Genomic DNA, 17,485 nt, shown 5'->3' with positions numbered 1-17,485 from the left:
AAACATCGTGACCACCAGTCGCAGAAGCTTCCTGCGCAGCGCTGTCGGCGTCGCCGTGATGAGCGCCACCGGAGTCCCCACGCTGGTTGCCTGCAGCAACGGCAGTACGGCGGCCGGTACCGCCCGCGCCTCCTCGGTGACGCTGCCGACGTACGTCGCCTTCAACGGGCCGAAACCGGATCTCCCCGGTACGGCGGACGGCGTACCACCGGGCTACCGGACGTACCCGAAGGATCTCGTCACCACCGTGCCCAAGCCACCGCTCAACGGCGGCAAGGTCAGCGTGATGACGGACATCTTCGACCCGCTGCCACCGGCCCGGGACAAGAACGCCGCGTGGAAGGCGGTCGAGGAGAAGCTCGGCGGCACCCTGGACCTGACGATCGTCCCGGACAGCGACTGGGCGACGAAGTTCCAGACCATGCTCGCCGCGAACCAGCTGCCGGACCTCGTGCTGCTCACCGACCCGACCGCAGTGAACAACCTGCCGGCCTTCCTGGGTGCGAAGTGCACCGACCTGACGCCGTACCTGTCGGGCGACAAGGTCAAGGACTACCCGAACCTGGCCAACATCCCAGCGGTGATCTGGCAGGCCTGCGTGGTCGAGGACAAGATCTACGGCCTGCCGATCCCGCGCAGCATCACCGGCGGCGCCGGCTTCTACAACCAGCGGACGTTCGACGAGGCCGGCGTCGAGTACCCGGCCACCGCCGAGGACTTCCTTGCCGCCTGCAAGGAGTTGACGAAGCCGCAGGACGGCCGGTGGGCGATCGTGAACTCGAAGGGCAACACGTTCTTCACGATGGTCCAGCAGATGTTCGGCGTACCGAACGGCTGGCGCCTCGACGGCGGCAAGCTGGTCCGCAGCTTCGAGACCCCGGAGTACAAGGCAGCCCTCGAGTTCGCCGTCGAGCTGGTCAAGGCCAAGGTGCTGGTGCCGGGCTCGGACGGGATCGACGGCACGGCCCGCAAGAACGCGTTCCGCTCCGGCAAGGGCGCGCTGGTGTACGACGGGTTCCCGGGGTACTCCGGCTACGTCAAGGACATGGCCCGGCTGGACCCGAAGAACGACCCGCGGGCGTTCGTCCCGATGGCCCCCAAGGGCGGCAAGGCGAACACGTGGTCGGACAACATCCTGTTCGCGTACACGCTGATGAAGAAGGCCGACGACACCCGGGCGAAGGAACTGCTCGCGGTGGCGAACTTCTTCGCGGCACCGTTCGGCAGCACCGAGAACCTGCTGCTCACGTACGGCGTCGAGGGCGTCGACTTCACCCGCGACGAGAAGGGCAACCCGACGCTGACCAGCAAGGGCGAGGCCGAGCTGACCGTGCCGTGGAAGTACATCACCGCCGCGCCGCAGGCCCTGTACAACGCCGACTCGCCAACGTACGTCGACCGCGCGCACGAGGATCTGACCAAGCTGATCGGCATGGTGGTCAAGGACCCGACGGCCTCGTTGATCTCACCGACCAACGACAAGTCGGGCGGTGACATCGGGCAGCCGCTGACCGACGTACGCAACGACGTGATCGCCGGCCGGAAGCCGATCAGCGCGTTCGACGCCGCGGTGAAGAAGTGGGCGAAGGACGGCGGCGACAAGATCCGCGGCGAGTTCGAGTCGGCCCTCGGCGGTGCGAGTCCGCGATGAGCTGGTTGACCGAGGCAAGGTTCGGGCTGTTCGTGCACTGGGGCATCTACGCGGCCGCCGCGCGGCACGAGTGGGTGAAGTCGTACGAGCAGCTCACCGACGCCGACTACCAGCCGTACTTCGACCACTTCTCGCCGGACCTCTACGATCCGGAGCGCTGGGCCGAGGACGCGTGGAACGCCGGCATGCGGTACCTCGTCATCACCACGAAGCACCATGACGGCTTCTGCCTGTGGGACTCGAAGCTGACGGACTACTCGGCGCCGAACACGCCGTGGGGCAAGGATCTGCTCGCGCCGATGGTCGACGCGTTCCGCGAGCGTGGGTTCAAGATCGGGCTGTACCACTCGCTGCTCGACTGGCATCACCCGGAATTCCCGGTCGACCTGTACCACCCGCAGCGCAAGGACGTCGACTTCATCGACCGCACCGCGGATCGCGACGTCTCGAAGTACGCCGACTATCTGCACGGACAGGTCCGCGAACTGCTGACGGGGTACGGGAAGATCGACGTGATGTGGTTCGACTTCTCGTACGCCGATCGCGGGTTCAACGCGAAGGGACCGGACGAGTGGCGCTCCGAAGAACTGCTCGCGCTGGTGCGTGAGCTGCAACCGGGGATCCTGGTGAACAACCGGCTCGGCCTCGGCGCGGGCGACTTCACCACCCCCGAGCAGGTGCAGCCGCCGGGCAACGAGGTTGCTGCTGGCAACGGTACGCAGGTGCCGTGGGAGGCCTGCCACACGCTGAACGGCAGCTGGGGCTACCACCGCGACAACCACGACTGGAAGTCGCCGGCGCTGCTGATCCGGATGCTGGTCGACGCGGTTTCGAAGGGCGGCAACATGCTGCTCAACGTCGGCCCGAACGGCCGCGGCGCCTGGGAACCTCGGGCGCTCACGGTCCTCGACGGGATCGGCGAGTGGATGCGACTGCACGAGCGATCCGTCCGCGACTGCGGCCCGAGCACGTACGTCCCGCCCGCCGACTGCCGCTACACGCAGAACGGGCGCCGGCTGTACCTGCACATCTTCGCGTGGCCGATGGGACACCTCCACCTGCCCGGCCTGGGTGACAAGGTCACGTATGCGCAGTTCTTGCACGACGCGTCCGAGGTGCAGCGGGTGGCGGTCGATCCCGCAGCGCCCGGCCACACGTACCTCGCCGGGCTGCCGGACAACACGCTCACGGTGAAGCTGCCGAACCGGGCACCCGAGGTCGACAGCTGCGTGATCGAACTCTTCCTGCGCGAGTGATCCCTGGAACGGCGAAGGCACCCACCTCGACCCGGTGGGTGCCTTCGTCCTGGTTCACTTCCGGCTGATGGTGGACTGCGCGAGCCGGATCGTCGGCTTCGGCACGTGGTACGTCGTCGGGCCGGCACCGTCCATCGCGGCGAGGATCGCCTCGCCGACTACCGTACCGAGGCCGTGGACGTCGACCGTCACCACGCTCAACGGCGGATGCGCGAGCCTGGCCACCGCGGTGTCGTCCCACGCGATGACCGACAGCTCGTCCGGGACCGTGACACCCAGCTCCTTCGCGACGGTGAGACCGCCGATCGCCATCAGGTCGTTGTCGTAGACAACGGCACTCGGGATCCGCGCACCGGTCAGCAGCTGCCGGGTCGCCTCCCGGCCGGAGTCCTCGGAGTAGTCGCCCTCGATCAGCTGCCCCTGCACCCCGCGCTCCGCGCAGGTTTCGATGAACGCCTCGTCCCGGGCCTGGCAGTGCACCATGTCGCGTGGGCCGCTCACCCGGGCGATGTCACGATGCCCGAGATCGGCCAGCGCCCGAACCGCCGCCCGCGCGCCCTCGGCGTTGTCGACCAGCACGTTCGTGATCGGCGCCTGCAACTCGGGCCCGCCGAGCAACACCGAGGGCATCCGCAGGCGCTCCAGCTCCGCCAGCCGCGGGTCGTCGCTGCGCAGATCCACCATCACGATGCCGTCGACATGGTCGTTGGCCACCCAGCGACGCCAGATCTCGATCTCACCCGCGATGGCGTGGGTGAACTCGATCAGCAGGCTGCAGCGCCGCCCCGCGAAGTACTCCTCGATCCCCTGGACGACGTCGGCCATGAACGGTTCCATCCCGAGGAGCCGGTCAGGACGCGCCAGCACCAGCCCGGCAATGCGGTCCCGGGGCGTCACGTCCTGCATAAACTGCCCTCCTAGGCGGCCGTTCCTACTATATTCACAGATCTAACTAACCGGGCAGAAGGCGGATGGACCGATGCAGCAGGTCAGCGACTCCTCGCAGTCGCCGGGCTACGATCCGGCGCCGACGAGCAGCCGCGCCGTCATCGTCGACCGCATCCGGTCCGCCGGCACCCTCAGCCGGGTCGAACTTACCCAGCTCACCGGCCTGACGGCACCATCGGTCACCGCGGTCGTCCGCCGGCTGATCGACGACGGCCTGGTCGCCGAGACCGGTCGCGGCACCTCCACGTCCAACGGCGGCAAGCCCCGCACGCTGCTGCAGATCCGCGCCGCCGCGCGGTACGTCGTCGGCGTTCACCTGAGCGAGGACAGCCTGACGTACGTGCTGGTCGACTACGCCGGCGGCGTGGTGGCGCGCTGGCGACGGAACGGTCCCGGCGACGAGAGCGACCCCGAAGAGGTCGTCGAGCGGGTGGCGATCGAGACCGGCGAGCTGATCGAGCGTTCCGGCGTCGACCCGGGGCTCGTGCTCGGCCTCGGCTTCGTCTGCCCCGGCCCGCTGATCCGCAACCGCGGGGTGACGTCCGCTCCGCCGTCGATGACACGCTGGATCGACTTCCCGGTCCGGAGCCGCCTCCAGGAGCGACTCGGCCTGCCGGTAAGGCTCGAGAACGACGCCACCGCCGCCGCCGCGGGGACCCGCCTCACCACCAGCCACGACGTCTCGGTGATGGCCGCGCTGTTCATGAGCGAGGGCATCGGATCCGGCCTGCGGCTCAACGGCAACGTCTACCAGGGCGCGCACGGCAACGCCGGCGAGGTCGGGCATATCTGCGTCCAGATCGGCGGCCCGCGCTGCTGGTGCGGCGGCACCGGTTGCCTGGAGGCGCTCGCCGGACCCGCCGCGGTCGTCGCCAAGGCCCGCGCCGCCGGACTCGACCTCGGCTCGCACCGGCATTCCGGCGTCGCGGCCTTCGCCGCCATCGCCCGCCTGGCCTTGAGCGGAGACTCGCGGGCCGAGGCGATCATCCGGGACTCCGCGGCGTGGATCGCGATCGGCGCGCAGACGATCGCCAACATGTACGACGTACAGCTCCTGGTCCTCACCGGTCCGGCCTTCGCCGTCGCCGGGACGATCTACCTGCCCATCCTGCAGGAGCGGATCCTGAGCTCGGTCTTCGGGCGCAGCGTCGGCACCGAAGTGGTTCTGGACGAGCGCGGTCACGACGCGGCGGCGATCGGCGCCGCGCTGATGATGCTCAAGTCCGAGCACGCTCTTTCGGTCTAGCCGATACCTTCCGCGGTCAAATCGTTACCGTCGCGAACCCTTGCGCGGAGTTTGTTAGGCCAACTAAGTTACCGCCAGCTTGCCTGGCCGGGTGCCGGGTGACGCGTTCCAAGGACCGCGTTGGTGCGGACCATGCCCGGAAAGGAACCCATCGATGTTCCGGAACTCCACGAACCGTCTCAGGACGCGGCGCCTGGTGAGCGTCGCGGCCGCCGCGACCACCACCGCCCTGCTGCTCGGCGCCTGCTCCAACGCCGGCACCGGCGCCGGCAACCAGGCCGCCACCAAGGACGCCTCGATCACCGTCGCCGCCGGCGACATCACCGCCAAGAACTTCAACCCGTTCAGCACCACGGCCCTGCAGCCGACGCTGGGTGTCATCTACGAGCCGCTGTACTGGTACAACTTCGCGAAGCAGTCGGAGCCGACGCCCGTCCTCGCCACCGGCTACTCCTGGAACCCCGCCGGTACGGAGCTCACCATCAAGCTCCGCCCGGGCGTCAAGTGGAACGACGGCCAGCCGTTCACCGCGAAGGATGTCGCTTTTACGTTCAACCTGGTCGCGAAGACGCCCGCGCTCAATCCCTCGGGCCTTGCTGCCACGGCCAAGGCGACTGCTGACGACACCGCCGTACTGACGTTCAAGACGAAGTCGCTGGTGCAGGAGCCCGCCGTGCTCGCCAACCAGGCGATCGTGCCCGAGCACATCTGGAAGGACATCAAGGACCCGACCACGAACCTGAACGAGAACCCGGTCGGCACCGGCCCGTTCAAGCTGAAGTCGTTCACCCCGCAGAGCTACGTGCTGACCAAGAACGACCAGTACTGGGAGCCGGGCAAGCCCAGCATCAAGGAGGTTCGCTACCTCCCGGTGCAGTCCGCCGACGCCGCCAGCGCGGCGCTGGTCGCGGGCAAGGTCGACTGGGCGAGCGCCTACCTGCCCGGGATCGACAACATCATGAAGTCCGGCAAGAACCTCACCTACGTCAACACCCCGGTGATGACGACCGTCATCGTCACCTGCGCCAACCCGGGCCTCGGCTGTGCCGGACCGCAGACCGACCCGGCCGTGCGCAAGGCGATCTACCTCGCGATGAACCGCGAGCAGCTCGCCAAACTCGCCGGCGGCGGAGTCGCGGGCGTGGGCTCGCCGACCCTGCTGCTCCCCGGCCGTGACGACAATTGGATCGCGGACGCGGGCTCCGGCAAGCTTCCGCAGAGCGCGAACACCGACGAGGCGGGCAAGCTCCTCGACGCGGCCGGCTGGACCAAGGGCAGTGACGGCGTACGGGCGAAGGCCGGCAAGCGCCTGTCGCTCACCGTCCAGACCGTCACCGGCTGGAGCGACTACATCTCGATCAACGACACCCTCAAGCAGCAACTGGCCGCGGTCGGCATCGAGCTCAAACCCAGCCAGGTCTCGTGGAACGAATGGAACGCCGCGCAGACGAACGGGAAGTTCCAGCTGTCGCTCGACTCCGTCGGCCTCGGCGCATCCACCAACCCGTACTTCACCTACGACAGCAAGCTCGCGACCGCGAACACGACCCCGGTCGGCAAGAACGCCACGTCCGGCAACCAGTCGCGGTTCTCCAGCCCGATCGTCGACGCGGCACTGAAGGTCGCGGCCGGTACGACGGACGCTGCCGCGCAGAAGGCGGAGTACGCCAAGATCCAGACCGTGATCGCGGACCAGCTGCCCTACATCCCGATCTACGTGAACTCGATGCTGACCGAGTTCAACACCTCCCGCGCGACCGGCTGGCCGACCGCGGACAACATGTACGTGCTGCCGGCGGCGTGGAAGGCCTGGGACGCCGGGATCGTGCTCAAGACGATCAAGCCCGCCAACTGAGCGCGGGGCGGCCGTGCGCTATCTGCTGCGAAAGCTCGCCTTCTACGTGGTCGCCCTGTGGGCGGCCCTGACGCTGAACTTCCTGATTCCCCGGCTGATGCCGGGGAATCCGGTCGACCTGATGCTCTCCAAGCTGGCGACCAAGGGTCCGGTCACGCCGACCACCCGGGCAGCGATCCAGGCGCTGCTCGGGACCGACACGAACGCATCCCTGTGGGACCAGTACTGGAAGTACCTGCACCAGCTGGTCTCCGGGAACCTCGGGACCTCGATCGCGTACTTCCCGCTGCCGGTCTCTCAGGTCATCGGTCAGACGCTGCCCTGGACCGTCGGCCTGATCGGACTGGCGACGGTGATCTCGTTCGCCGTCGGCATCCTGCTCGGCCGGGCCGCCGGCTGGCGACGTGGTTCCTGGATCGACAACCTGATCCCTGTCACCACCATGCTCCAGTCGGTGCCCTACTTCTGGCTGGCGCTGCTGTTGCTGTTCCTGCTCGGCAGCACCTGGCCGCTGTTCCCCCTCAACGGCGGGTACGACGTGTACTCCGTCACGCCCGGGTGGAACCTGCCGTTCGCGCAGTCGGTCGTGTACCACGGTGCGCTGCCGGCGCTGACCATCGTCATCTCGTCGATCGGCGGCTGGATGCTCGGGATGCGCAACATGATGGTCTCGACGCTGTCCGAGGATTTCGTCGTCACGGCCGAGGCGAAAGGCCTGACGCCGCGCCGGATCCGGTCGCGCTACGTCGCCCGGAACGCGATCCTGCCGTCGATCTCGGGGTTCGCGATCTCCCTGGGTTTCGTGGTGGCCGGCTCGATCGTCACCGAGGCGGTCTTCTCGTACCCGGGCATCGGCTCCGCACTACTGCTTGCCGTCGGCAACAACGACTACGCGCTGATGCAAGGCGTGTTCCTGATCATCACGCTCGCGGTCCTCGGCGCGAACCTGCTCGTCGACCTGCTGTACGGCGTCATCGACCCACGCACCCGTGCGCGGTCCTGAGGAGGGTGAACTGATTTGGCTATCACCACTGAAGGGGCAGTGCAGGCGGCGACCGCAGCTCCGGCCCGGCGCCGGCTGCCACCGATGACGCTCAAGCTGGCCGTCGGCCTGGGCATCGCCGGCGTGATCGTCCTGTTCGGCGTGGTCGGGCCGTTGCTGGTCGGGAATCCGTCGACCGTCCGGGACATCGGGCTGACGGGACCAGGCAACGGCTTCATCCTCGGTACGACGCAAACCGGCCAGGACGTCTTCGCCCAGCTCGCCTACGCGACCCGCGGTTCACTGATCATCGGTGTCGTAGTGGGTGCGCTCACGCTGCTGCTGTCGTCGTTCTTCGGCATCGTCGGAGCCTTCGTCGGCGGCTGGGCGGACGAGGTGTTCTCGCTGCTGACCAACATCATGCTCGTCATCCCCGGCCTGCCGCTGGTGATCCTGATCTCCAGCTACGTGCCGAACAAGTCGATCTGGCTCGTGGCCGCGGTCCTCGCGATCACCAGCTGGGCCGGTTCTGCGCGCGTCCTGCGCGGCTTCACCCTGAGCGTGCGCAGCCGTGACTACGTGCTCGCGGCGCGGATCAGCGGCGAGAAACGCTGGCGGATCCTGCTGGTCGAGATCCTGCCGAACCTGATCCCGCTGCTCGCGTCGCAGGTGGTGTTCGCGGTGATCTTCGCGATCCTCGGCGAAGCCGGCCTGTCGTTCCTCGGCCTCGGCGCGTCCGGCTCGTTCACCTGGGGCACGATGCTCTTCTACGCACAGAACGGGCTCTCGCTCCGGCTCGGCGCCTGGTGGTGGTTCGCACCGCCGGGGCTGGCGATCGCGCTGTTCGGTGCGGCCTTGTCGCTGATCAACTTCTCGATCGACGAGATCATCAACCCGAAGCTGCGCTCGCAGACGCGTGCCGAACGCAACAAGTGGAGCGTGCAGACGTGAATCCCGTTCTGAGCATCGAGAGCCTCAGCATCGACTACCTGGCCGAGACCACCGTGCACGCCGTACGCGACGTCTCGCTCACCCTGGAACGCGGAGAGATCCTCGGCCTGGCGGGTGAGAGCGGGTGCGGGAAGTCGACGCTCGCGTACGCGATCACCAGGCTGCTGAAGCCACCGGCGCGGATCACCGCGGGGAGAATGATGTTCTCGTCGCGCGAGGGCTACGACATCGACCTGTCCGGCCTGGCGGGCGACGACCTGCGGGCGTTCCGCTGGGACAAGATCGCGATGGTGTTCCAGGGCGCGATGAACTCCCTCAACCCGGTACTGCGGATCTCCGAGCAGCTCGAGGACGTGTACATCACCCATCGCCCCGAGCTGACCAAGGCGGAACGCCGTACCCGCTGTGGCGAGCTGCTCGAGCGGGTCGGTGTCGACCGCGAGCGGCTCCGGGCGTACCCGCACGAGCTGTCCGGCGGGATGCGGCAGCGGGTGATGATCGCGATGGCGCTCGCGCTGGAGCCGCAGGTGCTGATCATGGACGAGCCGACGACCGCGCTCGACGTCGTCGTCCAGCGGGAGATCCTCCGCGAGATCACCCGGCTGCGGGCGGAGCTCGGGTTCGCGGTCATCTTCATCACTCATGACCTGCCCCTGCTGCTCGAGATCAGCGACCGGATCGCGGTGATGCGAGCCGGTCTCATCGTCGAACTGGACGACGCGCTGACGCTCTACACGAAACCCAAGCACCCCTACACGCGGCGGCTGCTCTCGTCGTTCCCCAGCCTGACCGGCGAACGTGGCGGCTTCGTCCGGACCGGCGACCTGACGCTGGACGAGACCGAGCAGACGATCGAGGCCGCGGAGATGGAGACGTCATGAAGGAGCGAAGCGAGTTCATCATCAAGCACAGTGCGCCTCGTGTCTCATCCGCGCCCGGAGCGAAGCGAGGACGTGGATGAGCATGTTGGAGATGCGCGAGGTGGTCAAGGACTATCGCCTGCGCAATGGTCTGCGGAGCACGCGGCTGCGCGCTGTCGACCAGGTCAGCTTCGAGCTGAAGCCTGGCCGCACGATCGCGCTCGTCGGTCAGTCCGGTTCGGGCAAGTCGACGATCGCCAAGTTGCTGATGCAGCTCGAGCGGCCGACCTCCGGATCGATCCTCGTCGACGGTGAACCGATGCGGTACCACGGTGCCCGCGCGGCGGCGTACCGCAAGGCCGTGCAGATGGTGTTCCAGGACCCGTTCGGATCGCTGAACCCCTACCACACGATCGGCCATCACCTGGCCCGGCCGGTGAAGCTCCATCACCCGGACTTCACCCGCGAGCAGGTCGCCGACCGGGTGCAGGAGCTGTTGCGCCGGGTCCGGCTGGACGACGACTTCGCCGGCCGGAGGCCGCACGAGTTGTCCGGTGGCCAGCGGCAACGAGTTGCGATCGCGCGGGCGCTCGCCCCGGAGCCGGCCATCCTGGTGGCGGACGAGCCGGTGTCGATGCTCGACGTGTCGATCCGGCTCGGGGTGCTGAACCTGCTCGCGGCACTGCAGCGCGAGGAGAACCTCGGGGTGCTGTACATCACCCACGACCTCGCGACGGCACGGCATTTCAGCGACGAGATCATGGTTCTGTACCGCGGCGCCGTGGTCGAACGCGGGCCGTCCGACGACGTGATCCTGAATCCGCAGCACGAGTACACCCAGTTGCTCGCCGAGGCTGCTCCGGCGCCGGAGCGGCGGCTCGCGGAACTCGGTCCCTGACTCAGCGGAACGACGCAGTGTGGGTCGCGCCGTTGGCGCCACCAACGGCAACGTCGAGGACGAGCTGTTTGCCGGTAGCAACCACCGTGATCGCCGGATCCGCAGCGACGACGGCGCCAACGCGCTGATCGACCGTCAGTCGGGCTGTCTGCGCTGTTCGGCTCGGATCGGACACGGCGATGGTCGTGGTACAACCATCCTTGCCCATCACAACCGATGCCGGCCCGACCGTGGTGATGCCGCCGGCGGTTGAAGCAGCCCAGAAGTTCGCCAGCGTCAGCTGCTCGCGGTGTGAGCGGATCGCCTGCACGGTCGCGGTGTTGGCAAGAATGCTGACACCGGGATCGACGGCCCTCGCCGCAGTCTCCAACCTACTTGCCCCGGGCAACATAATGTAGGCGTAGCCGCCGGGCTCGGTGCCGTGCTCCAGGACGAGCTTCGCGTAGCGACGCGTGTACGGCGTGGTTGAACCGGCCGTGTCGTTGCCGACGTTGATCTCCGACCAGGACCCGGTCCGGTCCTCGCGTTCGGCGCGCAGCCGTCCGCCCTGCGGGAAGATGTACCCCGCGACATCGTCCAGGTGCGCCCAGTGTGGATTGTCGTAGGTGCCGATTGTTGACAATCCATTGATCAACAGGGCTGCCGTGCCGTTCTCGTGGAGGTTGCGGTTCTCGACGATGGTCTCGACCGGGTAGCCGTCAGTGCCGGTGATACCGGCGCCCAGGGCAACGATCGAGTCACGCAAGCAGAACCACGATTTCCTGGCCTGCAAAGTCTTGTCGTAGTTGATCAGATGCATCCCGACCGCACCGGCGACATCGCGGTACGACGCTCCGCCGACCCAATCGGCGTACGCCGCAACGGTGCCGGTACCGGCACCCGTCCCGCCGGGTTGACGGGGTTGCGTGCTGACCGTCGTACCCGGCATCCGCTGGGCGTCGACGGTCGGCCAGTATGCGTCGTAGAACTGCGACTGGTCGTCGGTGTACAGGTACGTCATGCCGTCACCGACGTACCAGCCGCGGAGGTTCTCGCCGTTGCCCCACTCGTAGCGGGCCATCCGTTTCGACGACATCGCGATCGCGAAGGTCCAGCCCGGACGGCGGTGGACGACGCGGTCCTGGTTGTGGAACTGGAAGTGTTGCGGGGTCGCCGGCGCGGGCTCGACCTGAGTGTCGGCGAGGAGCGCCTTCGCGCGCGAGATCTCCGGGATCGACGCGCCGGGCAGGTAGTCGTTGAGCCGATCGCGAGTGATCCAGCCCTTGGCGAGCGCCTTGTACCGGGACGCATACGGCTCGGCGACACCACTTGCCAGCAGGAGCACGGTCGACGTGGTGGCGTGGCCGCTGCGGTGGTCGCCGCCGGCCTCGCGAGAGATCGCCCGACCGGAAACGCAGTCCATCATCAGGCCTTCGACCAGGAACGGGGCGAAGCTCGCGTCGACCGCGTCCAGGAGTACGGCGCGGTTCGGGTCGGTGATCTCCCAGGTGGAGCCGCCGAGCAGCGAGACCAGGTTCGCGACACCGCCGAGGGCGACGTTTCCGTAGCTGCCGACGTACGCGAGGTTGCCGTGCTGGATGAACGAGCCGTCCCGGTAGAAGCCGTCGCCCGAGGTGACGTAGGTGAACACGCTGTTCTTGCCGGACTCGGCGACGTCGCTCAACGCGTCCCGGGCGGCAGCGAGTTTGTCGGCGGACTTGCCGACGATCCCGCGGAGCGCGACGATCAGCGCCTTGTCGACCCGGTTCGCCCCGGTCTCGCGGACAGTGGGCGAGTTGGTCCGGCGGTTCGGATCCGGGTCGAAGTGGTCGACGGCCTTCAGGTACGCCGCGAGTTGGCCGGCCGACAGCACGTCGTACGCGAGCACGCAGGTGTCGAGGAGGGCACGCGGGGCGCCGATCTCCCAGAACCACCAGTTGCCGGTCTCCTTGAGTGTCTCGTTGAAGGCGTTCACGTTGAGGAAGTCGAGTGCAGCGCTCAACTCCTCGCCCGGGTCCGTGCTCAGCGTCCCGCCGGTGGTCGCACGGGCGAGGGCGATCGTCTTCAGGCGGGTGTAGCTGATGGAGAAGTTCCCGCTCGACGGGCTGAGCGGTAGATCCGCCCACAACGCGGTCCGGTCCGACGCGGTGATCAACGTGTCGACGAATTGCTGGGCCTGGGTGGTCAGCTTGGTGAGCGCGGCCGTGTAGGCGGGGTCGGATGCGTCGATCGCTCCGCCGGTGTTGAGCTCGGCCCAGCGTGCTCGTAGTACGTCGAACTCGTCCTCGGCGAAGGCTCGTCGGGTGGGCAGTCCGAGGGTGGTCAGGGCTCCGGCTGCTACGCCGGCCTGAAGCAGCAGGCGTCGGCTGATGAAGGGCGGCATCGCGACTCCTCGACAGGGGGTAAACGCTTGCCGCGATCCTGCCGCCTGCTCATAACAGTCGTCAACCGCCTGGAGTGATCACTTCTGATCACTTCTGATCATTTCACGGGAGCAGGTCGCGCACCACCGCATCGGCCAGCAACCGACCTCGCGCGGTCAGCACCAGCCGCTCACCTTCGATCGTCACTAACTCGTCTGCCACCACTTGCTCGAGGGCAGCACGACCACCTTCATCCAGGACGTCCAGCGGGAGGCCGTCGGACAGTCTGACTTCGAGGAGGACTCGTTCGACCCGGCGGGTTTCGGGGTCGAGGGTTTCGCGAGCGTCAGCCGGGCTTTCGCCGGCGTTGAGACGTTCGGCGTACGCGGACGGGTGCTTGACGTTCCACCAGCGGATGCCGCCGACGTGGCTGTGCGCGCCGGGCCCGATCCCCCACCAGGTGTCGCCGCGCCAGTAGAGCTCGTTGTGCCGGCAGCGCGCCGCCGTACTGCGAGCCCAGTTGGAGACCTCGTACCAGCGCAGACCTTCGGCGGACAGCATCTCGTCGGCCAGCACGTACTTGTCGGCCAGATCGTCGTCATCCGTCATCGGCAGCTCACCGCGACGGATCCGCCGCGCCAACTGCGTGCCGTCCTCGACGATCAACGCGTACGCGCTGACGTGATCCGGCTGCACCGACAGCGCCGACTCCAGCGACCCGCGCCAGTCATCGAGCGACTCCCCCGGGGTGCCGTAGATCAGGTCGAGGTTCACGTGCTCGAACCCGGCCGCGGTCGCCTCCTTCACCGCCTGCAGCGCCCGACCCGGCGTGTGCTGCCGGTCGAGGATCCGCAGCACCTGCGACGACGCACTCTGCATCCCGAAACTGACCCGCGTGAACCCCGCCTCGAGCAACGCCTCGAGGTACGCCGGATCGACGGACTCCGGGTTCGCCTCGGTCGTCACCTCCGCCCCGGGCGCGAGACCGAACTCGTCCCGGACGGCCGCGAGCATCTTCCCGAGATCCGCGGCCGGCAGCAACGTCGGCGTACCGCCGCCGAAGAACACGGTGTCGACCGGCCGATCCAGCTCCCCGAGGACCCGGCGAGCCATCCGGACCTCGCCGACCGCCGTCTCGGCGTACGACGCCTGCGACCCGCCACCACCGAGCTCGGTCGCGGTGTAGGTGTTGAAGTCGCAGTACCCGCACCGCGACGCGCAGAACGGGACATGCAGGTAGAACCCCAGCGGCCGAGACCCGGCCTCGCGAACAGCAGCATCCGGCAACGCCCCATCCCGGGGCGCAACCTCCCCCTCGGGCAGTGTCGACGGCACCCACCCATCCTACGAACCCCCGCCACACGCGTACCGACGGACGGGTAGTAGTCGGCCAACCGTCGGCCGTCCCAGGCCAAGTCCCGCCTGACCACCCCCATCGCACCTGCCACCAACCGACTACTACCCGTCCGTCGGTACGGCCAGCCACGCGCCCACCCCACCACCACGCCCGGCGAGCGGGGGTGGGTGGGAGTGGTGGGGAAGTTTCTTGACCGGATCTCCGTCGTTTCGTGGTTACAGAAGGTCCGGAGATGACTACATTCGGCTCATGGACACCGAGGCTCAGCCTGTCGGACGTGGCACCCGGAACGCGGTCGTGGTCGCGATCATGCTCGGAATGTTGCTCGCGGCCCTCGATCAGACGATCGTGGCGACCGCGCTGCCGACCATCGTGAGTGACCTCGGCGGCGCCAACCACCTGTCCTGGGTGGTCACGTCGTACCTGCTCGCCGAGACGATCATGACCGCGCTGATCGGGAAGTTCGGCGACCTGTACGGGCGCAAGCGGATGTTCCTGATCAGCGTCGTGCTGTTCCTCGCCGGCTCCGCGCTGTGCGGGATGGCCAACTCGATGCTGTGGCTGGTCGGCTCCCGCGCGATCCAGGGCCTCGGCGCCGGCGGCATCATGGTGACCGCGATGGCGGTGATCGCGGACGTCGTACCGCTGAGCGAACGCGGCAAGTACCAGGGCGTGATGGGTTCGGTCTTCGGGGTCGCCACTGTGGCCGGCCCGCTGCTCGGTGGGCTGTTCGTCGACCACCTGAGCTGGCGGTGGGCGTTCTACGTGAACATCCCGCTCGGCATCGTCGTACTGATCGTTGCCTCGATCACGTTGCCGTCGGTGAAGGCGGCGGTCGAGCCGAAGATCGACTACCTCGGCATCCTGTTCATCGCCCTCGCCGCGACCGGGCTGACGCTGGTGACGACGTGGGGCGGCAACGAGTACGACTGGACGTCGCCCGTCATCATCTCGATGGCGATCGGCTCGTTGGTTGCCCTAGGCCTCTTCATCCTGGTCGAACGACGAGCGGCGGAACCGTTGCTGCCGTTGCGATTGTTCCGGTCCGGGGTGTTCACGGTGTGCGCGGTGATGAGCTTCATCATCGGGTTCGCGATGCTCGGCGGGGTCACGTACCTCCCGACGTACCTGCAGTTCGTCCACGGCGCCTCGGCGACCGAGTCCGGCCTGCAGATGCTGCCGCTCGTCGGCGGACTGCTGGTCGCGTCGATCGTGACCGGTCAAACCATCAGCAAGACCGGCCGCTACCGGATGTTCCCGATCGTCGGCACGATCCTGATCGGCGTGGGGCTGTTCCTGCTGTCCCTGCTCGACAACTCCACGTCCTATCTGGTGACGGCCTGCTACATGGTCGTTCTCGGACTGGGTATCGGTCTGTGTATGCCGGTCCCGACGGTCGTTGTCCAGAGCACTGTCGACTACGCGGATCTCGGGGTCGCGACGTCCGGGGTGAGCTTCTTGCGCACGATGGGCAGCTCGTTCGGGGTTGCCGTGTTCGGGTCCATCTACTCCCACCAACTGCCGGTCCACCTGGCGGAAGCCGTCCGCGCCACCGGCGCGGATCCGCGGGTGGTCACGACGGTCGAAGGCGTGCGCAAGCTGCCGGAGTCGATGCGATCAGCGGTGACGGCGGCGTACGCCGACTCTTTACACACCGTGTTCCTGTGGGCCGTCCCGGTGGCGGCGCTCGGTTTTCTGACGGCCCTGATGCTGAAGGAGGTCCCGCTCCGCGACACCGCCCGGATGGCCGCGTCCGACGTCGGCGACAACTTCGCGGCGCCCTCGTCGTTCGACTCCGAGCACGAGCTCCAGAAGCTGGCGGCGCTCGTCGTACGTCATCACAAACGCAACCCCGCGCCCGAGGTCCTCGCCGAGTCCGGCCTCCCACTCAGCCACGCCCAGGCGTGGATGATCATGCGAGTGTTCCGCGGCGGCGCCGAGAAGGGCTCAGCGACCCTGGCCGAGATGACCGGCGACCTCCGGATGCCACCCGGCGTCCTCGAGCCGCTCGCCACCCAACTGGTTGCCGGCGGCTACCTTTCCGAGACGCTCGGTCACTACCGGTTCACCCCGCTCGGGATGGAGATGTTCCAGCGGTTCGTCGGCGCCTTCCGGATCTGGATGCTCGACCGCCTCACCGACTGGGACCCCGAGAACTCCGAAGCCTTCTCGCACGCCGTGGACCGCATCGCCGAACAGATGATCGACCAGGGCCAATCCCTCACCACCGGCAAACACGCCGCCGCCCTGACCACGGCGAACTGACGGCCTCACAGACTGCCCGCGGGATATCCGTCCGGCCGCACGGCGACGAGGTTGAGACCCGTGGCTCTCGTCGGGCCCCGGAGTTGCATCCGGTTGGACTCGATGGTGTAGGTGAGCGGGGTACGGAGATTCTCGAGCACAGCTCGCTCCAGGTCCGCGGCTCGTCCTCTGGGGTGCGTTGTCGCGACGGTCAGCTCACTGAAGACGAGTGTCGAGCCGTCGCGGGCCACGGTCGCGGTGAAGGAGCTGCTGCCGGTCGAGCCGGTGACGTGGGTGCCGTCGATGGTGAGGCCGGCCTTACCGATCACGACGAGGCTGCGTGGACCGGCGAGGACGAAGTGTTCGAAGGCGTCCCCGCGGACCACCGACTCGACCTGCCAGGTACTGCCTTCGAGCGGAAAGTCGGGGTTGGCGAAGCGGCGGTCGACCAGCACAAGCGTCGTACCGCCGCTGGTCAGCGTGAGAGTGTCACCCTCGACAACGCAGTCCGACTGCATCAGCAGCCCCGCGAGCCAGTCGTCTTGAGCCTCGAGTTCAGGACCGCATCCCATTTGAGTCTGGACGTGCGGCTCGAAGCGCAGTAGGCCGTCGTCGACCTGGATCACCCCGCTCAGCTCGTTGCAGCCGGCGATCGCGATGAATACGCCGTTCTTCCGGACGGTCAGCCGAATTCGAGTCCCCGGCACCAACTGTCTGTCCACCCCGGCTTCGGTTACAGCGACCGACAGGTAGGTCTTCCCGATCGGTGCCCCTTCCCCACCGATCATCGGCCCGTACACCTGCGTCATACGCCACCCCTTTCCTGCATCCTCCACCGCTCGGCTCTCCTCCGCCAGCAGGTTGCAGCGCCGCCCTCTGTCGAGTTCTTGCGCAG

Annotated in this window: 13 protein-coding genes; 9 read left to right on the top strand and 4 right to left on the bottom strand. The window is 67.7% G+C overall.

Going from position 1 to position 17,485, the window contains the following annotated elements:
• The first annotated feature begins 7 nt into the window (after positions 1-7).
• On the top strand, positions 8-1,651 hold the full coding sequence (locus OHA18_RS27805) for an extracellular solute-binding protein (protein ID WP_328998255.1): 1,644 nt from the start codon (positions 8-10) through the stop codon (positions 1,649-1,651).
• Entirely contained in the window at positions 1,648-2,907 is a 1,260-nt protein-coding gene (locus OHA18_RS27800) for an alpha-L-fucosidase (protein ID WP_328998254.1), read from the top strand. The genes OHA18_RS27805 and OHA18_RS27800 overlap by 4 nt, the downstream gene beginning before the upstream one ends.
• Before the next feature lie 54 nt (positions 2,908-2,961).
• Here OHA18_RS27800 and OHA18_RS27795 read toward each other — a convergent pair whose 3' ends face one another.
• The gene (locus OHA18_RS27795; protein ID WP_328998253.1) at positions 2,962-3,813 is read right to left on the bottom strand and encodes a LacI family DNA-binding transcriptional regulator; all 852 of its coding nucleotides are present in this window, start codon (positions 3,811-3,813) and stop codon (positions 2,962-2,964) included.
• Between the two features lie 73 nt (positions 3,814-3,886).
• Here OHA18_RS27795 and OHA18_RS27790 point away from each other — a divergent pair, with 73 nt between their 5' ends.
• From OHA18_RS27790 to OHA18_RS27765, 6 genes are all read left to right on the top strand, one after another.
• Positions 3,887-5,101 (top strand): ROK family transcriptional regulator, encoded by a 1,215-nt coding sequence (locus OHA18_RS27790; protein ID WP_328998252.1) that lies wholly within the window; start codon positions 3,887-3,889, stop codon positions 5,099-5,101.
• A gap of 154 nt (positions 5,102-5,255) precedes the next feature.
• Positions 5,256-6,956 (top strand): ABC transporter substrate-binding protein, encoded by a 1,701-nt coding sequence (locus OHA18_RS27785; RefSeq protein ID WP_328998250.1) that lies wholly within the window; start codon positions 5,256-5,258, stop codon positions 6,954-6,956.
• A 13-nt stretch (positions 6,957-6,969) separates the two neighbouring features.
• A complete protein-coding gene (locus OHA18_RS27780) occupies positions 6,970-7,959 on the top strand; it encodes an ABC transporter permease (RefSeq protein WP_328998248.1) in 990 nt (329 codons plus the stop codon).
• Between the two features lie 15 nt (positions 7,960-7,974).
• Complete coding sequence (locus OHA18_RS27775; protein ID WP_328998247.1) at positions 7,975-8,889, top strand: ABC transporter permease; 915 nt, start codon at positions 7,975-7,977, stop codon at positions 8,887-8,889.
• A complete protein-coding gene (locus tag OHA18_RS27770; RefSeq protein ID WP_328998246.1) occupies positions 8,886-9,770 on the top strand; it encodes an ABC transporter ATP-binding protein in 885 nt (294 codons plus the stop codon). The genes OHA18_RS27775 and OHA18_RS27770 overlap by 4 nt, the downstream gene beginning before the upstream one ends.
• A 76-nt stretch (positions 9,771-9,846) precedes the next feature.
• Complete coding sequence (locus OHA18_RS27765) at positions 9,847-10,647, top strand: ABC transporter ATP-binding protein (RefSeq protein WP_328998245.1); 801 nt, start codon at positions 9,847-9,849, stop codon at positions 10,645-10,647.
• A 1-nt stretch (position 10,648) separates the two neighbouring features.
• Here OHA18_RS27765 and OHA18_RS27760 read toward each other — a convergent pair whose 3' ends face one another.
• Together OHA18_RS27760 and hemW are read right to left on the bottom strand one after the other, a co-directional pair.
• Complete coding sequence (locus tag OHA18_RS27760; RefSeq protein WP_328998244.1) at positions 10,649-13,009, bottom strand: polysaccharide lyase 8 family protein; 2,361 nt, start codon at positions 13,007-13,009, stop codon at positions 10,649-10,651.
• A 103-nt stretch (positions 13,010-13,112) separates the two neighbouring features.
• The gene (gene hemW / locus OHA18_RS27755) at positions 13,113-14,324 is read right to left on the bottom strand and encodes a radical SAM family heme chaperone HemW (protein ID WP_328998243.1); all 1,212 of its coding nucleotides are present in this window, start codon (positions 14,322-14,324) and stop codon (positions 13,113-13,115) included.
• A 271-nt stretch (positions 14,325-14,595) separates the two neighbouring features.
• On the opposite strand from hemW, the gene OHA18_RS27750 reads away from it, so the two are divergent.
• A complete protein-coding gene (locus tag OHA18_RS27750) occupies positions 14,596-16,611 on the top strand; it encodes an MDR family MFS transporter (protein ID WP_328998242.1) in 2,016 nt (671 codons plus the stop codon).
• Positions 16,612-16,616: 5 nt separating this feature from the next.
• On the opposite strand, the gene OHA18_RS27745 is transcribed toward OHA18_RS27750, so the two are convergent.
• Entirely contained in the window at positions 16,617-17,399 is a 783-nt protein-coding gene (locus tag OHA18_RS27745; protein WP_328998241.1) for an META domain-containing protein, read from the bottom strand.
• Between the last annotated feature and the right edge of the window lie 86 nt (positions 17,400-17,485).

The organism is Kribbella sp. NBC_00709 (assembly GCF_036226565.1).
Taxonomy (GTDB): domain Bacteria; phylum Actinomycetota; class Actinomycetes; order Propionibacteriales; family Kribbellaceae; genus Kribbella.
This window is presented reverse-complemented; position numbering and strand designations above follow the sequence as displayed.

Coding starts and splice junctions, on each gene's coding strand:
- OHA18_RS27800 (WP_328998254.1), top strand. CDS start 1,648: ATGAGCTGGTTGACCGAGGCAAGGTTCGGGCTGTTCGTGCACTGGGGC.
- OHA18_RS27795 (WP_328998253.1), bottom strand. CDS start 3,813: ATGCAGGACGTGACGCCCCGGGACCGCATTGCCGGGCTGGTGCTGGCG.
- OHA18_RS27790 (WP_328998252.1), top strand. CDS start 3,887: ATGCAGCAGGTCAGCGACTCCTCGCAGTCGCCGGGCTACGATCCGGCG.
- OHA18_RS27785 (WP_328998250.1), top strand. CDS start 5,256: ATGTTCCGGAACTCCACGAACCGTCTCAGGACGCGGCGCCTGGTGAGC.
- OHA18_RS27765 (WP_328998245.1), top strand. CDS start 9,847: ATGAGCATGTTGGAGATGCGCGAGGTGGTCAAGGACTATCGCCTGCGC.
- OHA18_RS27760 (WP_328998244.1), bottom strand. CDS start 13,009: ATGCCGCCCTTCATCAGCCGACGCCTGCTGCTTCAGGCCGGCGTAGCA.
- OHA18_RS27750 (WP_328998242.1), top strand. CDS start 14,596: ATGGACACCGAGGCTCAGCCTGTCGGACGTGGCACCCGGAACGCGGTC.
- OHA18_RS27745 (WP_328998241.1), bottom strand. CDS start 17,399: ATGACGCAGGTGTACGGGCCGATGATCGGTGGGGAAGGGGCACCGATC.